The following is a 4,309-nucleotide window of genomic DNA, read 5'->3' as shown; positions in this document are numbered from 1 at the left end:
CCGCGACCCGCGCCCGAGCCGGAGCCCGCCCGGGCTCCCTCCGCCGAGCGCCCACGCCCGGCCCGGCCCGCGTCCCGGCGGGCCGCCGAACCCACCGTGGACCGGCCCGCACCCGCCCCGACCAAGCGCTACACCGAGGATCCATACGCACGCACGCCGATGCTCCACCGGATCCGCTACGAGGTGAGCCACACGGGGACGGCCACCGTGCTGGCCACGTCGCTGTCCGAATCGGGGCTGCGCCGCTGGCACGCCGTGCTGGCGCCGGTGGTCGGGCCCGCACTGGGCGCCGGATACTACGGGCCGCGCCGATCCGCGGTCCGCTTCGGCACGCTGGGCGGGCGACCGACCCTGATCCGGCGCACCGCCTCGCACGCACTGGTCCTGATCGCCCCACCCCGGCCCGAGCCCGGATCGGCCTTGCTCCTGGGCCCCCGGCACGCACTCGCCCTGGGCGCGGCCCCGACCGAACCGCCCGACCTGGACCACCCGAGCGGCCGGCCCATGCCCCGGCTCGACCCGGCGGTGCTGCACGCCGAGTTGGCCCGCCGCGAGATCGGGCTGCGCCGGCGCGCCGGCCGGCATCCCGACGTGCTGACGGACGTGGTCTCGGCGGTGCTCACCCGGCCGGAGGAGACGTTCGCACTGTCCGAGGCGGACGGGGTGCCCGATCCGGACGCGGTGTTGTGGGGCCTGTGCGACCTGCTCGGCCCGCTCCTCCCGTACCCCCTGTCGCTCTCCACGCTGAGCGCGCCGGAGCCCGCGGACGAGCCCCGGTTGGTGGTCCACCGCCAGTGGCCGGCCGACGACCCGCGGATCACCCGGCGACACCGGATCGTCCCTGGCGAGGAGCTGTACTCGATGGGCGACGTGCACCGCGCCGCCGCCGAGGCCCTGGTGCGCTGCTACACCGGTCCGCACTGGGCCGCCGCGGCAGCCGCACTGACCCCGCCCGGCCCGTTTTGCTCCGCGACGCCCACCGCCCGCTCGCAAGCCGTCCTGCGGGCCCTGGAGGGTCGCTAGGTGTAGTCACCCGTGGCCGGCCGGACGCCGCCCGGCTTCCCCGGCTTCCCGGGCTACTCCGGCGGTCGGAGCAGCCCGGCGGTGAGGCCCTCCAGCAGGCCCCGGCCCAGGTCCTCGCCGAGGGCCGCGGCGCCGCGCAGGTCGGTCACGAACGCGCGCAGCGCCCGGAAGGTCTCGCCGTACGCGCGCTGCCGGGCGGGCGGCAATAGTGGGATCTCGATCCGGCGTACGTCGACCCGGACGATGCTGGACCCGTAGCCGGCCCGCTTGGCGTGTGCCGGGTCGGTCAGGAACCCGGCCAGGAACCACGGGTCGAGCGTGGCCGGGTCGGGGCGCAGCAGGTGCAGGTTGGGCCCGAGCACCGCGTCCTGCTCGGCGGGCCCGGCCACCCGGACCGCGCCCGCCCAGTCGCTCTCGCCGCTGCCGAGCAGGGTCGGCACGATCACGTCGCCGGCCCGGATCCGGGGATGTTGCGCCTCGTCCGCCTCTGCCGTGGACAGGCGCGCGCTCGGCGGGACGGCGGCCGCGAGGTCGGTGGTGGTGAGCATCGGCACGGTCGGCCCGGTCGGCGTCTCCCGGCCGCCGCGACCGGAGCGCGAGGCGCTGCGGTACAGGGTGACCGCGCCGGTGCGGGCCAGGTCGGCGAGTGCGACCGAGCGCCAGGTCGGCGCCCCCGCGTCGGCGGCGGGTACGGCCGGCACCAGCGCGGGGAGCCGGGTCAGCAGGGCGAGCAGGCGTTCGCGGGTGTCCTGCACCCGCTCGGCCACGTTCAGGTCGGTGCGTTCGGGCAGGTTGTGCGACGGGGTCAGGTCGACGCTGTCGTCGAGCAGTTCGATCAGCGGCACGGCGCGGTGTCGACCGGGCGCCTCGGCCAGACCGCCCGGGTCGGTGCCGAACTCGCGCCAGGCGTCCACGGTGGTCTGCGCTCGGGCCGGGTCCTCGATCGCGGCGAACAGCACGTGTGAGGGCATCAGCGCGCCGGAGGGCCGTTCCAGGATCCACAGGTGCAGGGCGACCCCGAACGGCGGCGCGGCGCCCGCGGGCAGCGCGATCACCGCACGCAGCGCGCCCCGACGCAGCAGTTCGGCCCGGATCCGGCGCCCCGAGCCTCGGGCCGCCACGGCCGGCGGCATCAGCAGCACCACCCGGCCGCCGACTTCGGTGTGGGCCAGCGCGTGCTGCACCCAGGCGAGTTCGGACTCGGTCCGGGCCGGCAAGCCGTACTCCCAGCGCGGGTCGTAGGCCAGTTCGTCGTGGCCCCAATTGCGGTCGTTGAACGGCGGGTTGCCCACGACGGTGTCGAACGGTTCGCCGGGCCACGCGTCCGCGCGCAACGCGTCGCCCTCGGCGATGGCGATGTCGGTGTCCGGTGCCGCGTCCGGGTGCAGCGCGATCCGGGCCCGGACCAGCCGGGCCAGGGCCGGCGCCTCGGTCTGCCCGCGCAGGGTGCGTGCGGACCGCGCGAAGCCGAGCAACAGATCGCCGTGCGTGGTCGCGGGGTTCAGCACCGAGGTTGCGGACTCGCGCCCGACGACCGCGAGTTCGGCGATCAGCGCGACGGTGGCCGCGGGGGTGACGCCGCCGGGGCCGGCTGCCGATTCGGCGAATCGGGAGTAAAGGTCGGCGAACACCGCGGGCGCCCCGCGGGTGTCGGCCAGGTCGGTCGCGGCGCGCAGCAGCGCGGCGTGCGGCCCTACCGGCCCGGGTGAGCCGGCCAAGAGGTGGTCGCCGAGGTCGGCGAGCCGCTCGGGGATGTCGCCCGAGGCGGCGACCATGCGCCACAGGTGCTCCTCGGGGGCCACCTCGGCGATCTTGCCCTGGGCCCGCAGCCAGCTCTCCACCTGGGACAGCGCGAAGGTGGGGCTCGCGTCGCTGCCGCCCACGGGCCGCGGGAAGTCGTCGAAGCGCCGACGCCAGTTGCTCACGGCGGCGCGCCCGACACCCGCGATGCGGGCGATCTCGGCAGCGGTGACCTGGGGGCTGGTGGACACCGTCTCCTCCTCATGGGCCGGGGTTGTGAACCTTCGGGAGTTAATCATAGAGAGGCGACGTAATGCGTGAGTGAAGTTCTTGTTGACAGCGTTCACAGGCACTGCTTCTATTGACTTCGACAGCACGGAGCACTCCCGGAAGTACTGCACCGCACTGTCGTCCCGCTATCGGCCGTTCGGGTCGACCGACCCGATCGGCGCTGTCCAGGCCCGACTCCGCAGTGCCACCGAAGGGAACCCCTCATGTCCGCGCTCGCTCCCCGGCCGACCGTCCCGCAGCAGTCCGCCTCGACCGCGACCCCGCGGGGACGTCGCCGCGGCCTGATCACCACCGTGGCCGTCGCCGCGACGATCGCCCTGACCGGCTCGCTCGCCGCCTGCGGACCCGAGAAGAAGGACGAGGGCAAGGCGGCCAGTGCCTCGGTCGAGTCGCCCAAGACCACCGGCGCGGCCGATGCGAGCGCGGCACCCAAGGCCGAATCACCCAAGGCGGATGACAAGGGTGATGCGAAGGGCGGCGTCGACAAGGCGGCCCAGGACCTGCTGGCCTACCTCAGGACCACCAAGCACGGCGGCCTGGTGTCCGAGGTCCGGATCGCGAAGCAGTACGAGCGCTACGAGGTCACGGTCAACACGACGCTGCCCGCCGAGATCCCCGTCACCGAGGACATCAAGGGTGCGAATGCCCGGATGGACAAGGGGCGGAAGCTCGCGGTCGAGGCCATGCAGTGGGCCCAGGACTCGTCGAGCCTGACCATCTCCTCGGTGTCGGTGCTCGACAAGGAGAAGGGCACCGCCGGCATCGAAAACGGCGCGGAGAAGGACACCGACAAGGCCGGCTCGCAGAAGTACGCCGCCGATCTGCTCGCCAAGCTGAAGACCACGACCTACGGCTCACTGGTCACCAAGGTCCGCATCGCCAAGACCTACACCGGCTACGACATCGCGGTGCTGACCTCACTGCCGGCCGAGGTCTCGCTCTCCGAGAACCTGTCCGCCGAGTCCGCCCGGATGGACAAGGGCGGCAAGCTCGCCAACGAGGCGAAGCAGTGGGCCGAGGGCAACACCACCCGCAAGGTCTCCTCCGTCGAGATCCTCGACGTCGAGAAGGGCACGGCGGGGATCGAGAACCTCGGCTGACGAACGCTCGGCCCCCAGGGGCCGACGAAGAACTTTCATCCGGGGGGATGAGGGGTGGGGACGTGGGGGCGGGGGGGGCGCGGGGGGGCGGGCGCCCCCCCCGCTTTTTTCACCCACAATCAAAAAAACAACAAAAAAAAAATATTTTAATTTGT

3 protein-coding genes are annotated in these 4,309 nt (G+C 73.5%); 2 read left to right on the top strand and 1 reads right to left on the bottom strand.

The genetic code is table 11. The annotated features are described in order from the left end of the window. On the top strand, nt 1-1,023 hold a 1,023-nt coding region (locus ABZS54_RS42290), incomplete at its 5' end, for a hypothetical protein (protein ID WP_355548586.1). A gap of 53 nt (nt 1,024-1,076) precedes the next feature. Here ABZS54_RS42290 and ABZS54_RS42285 read toward each other — a convergent pair. After that, nucleotides 1,077-3,014, bottom strand: coding sequence for an N-6 DNA methylase (locus tag ABZS54_RS42285; RefSeq protein WP_355548583.1), 1,938 nt, complete (start codon nt 3,012-3,014; stop codon nt 1,077-1,079). A gap of 243 nt (nt 3,015-3,257) precedes the next feature. On the opposite strand from ABZS54_RS42285, the gene ABZS54_RS42280 reads away from it, so the two are divergent. Further along, a complete protein-coding gene (locus tag ABZS54_RS42280) occupies nt 3,258-4,154 on the top strand; it encodes a hypothetical protein (protein ID WP_355548580.1) in 897 nt (298 codons plus the stop codon). Nucleotides 4,155-4,309 lie beyond the last annotated feature (155 nt).

It is taken from the genome of Embleya sp. NPDC005575 (assembly GCF_040605455.1).
Taxonomy (GTDB): Bacteria; Actinomycetota; Actinomycetes; order Streptomycetales; family Streptomycetaceae; genus Embleya.
Note: the sequence above shows the minus strand (reverse complement) of the source record. Positions and strands in the feature narration are given on the sequence as shown.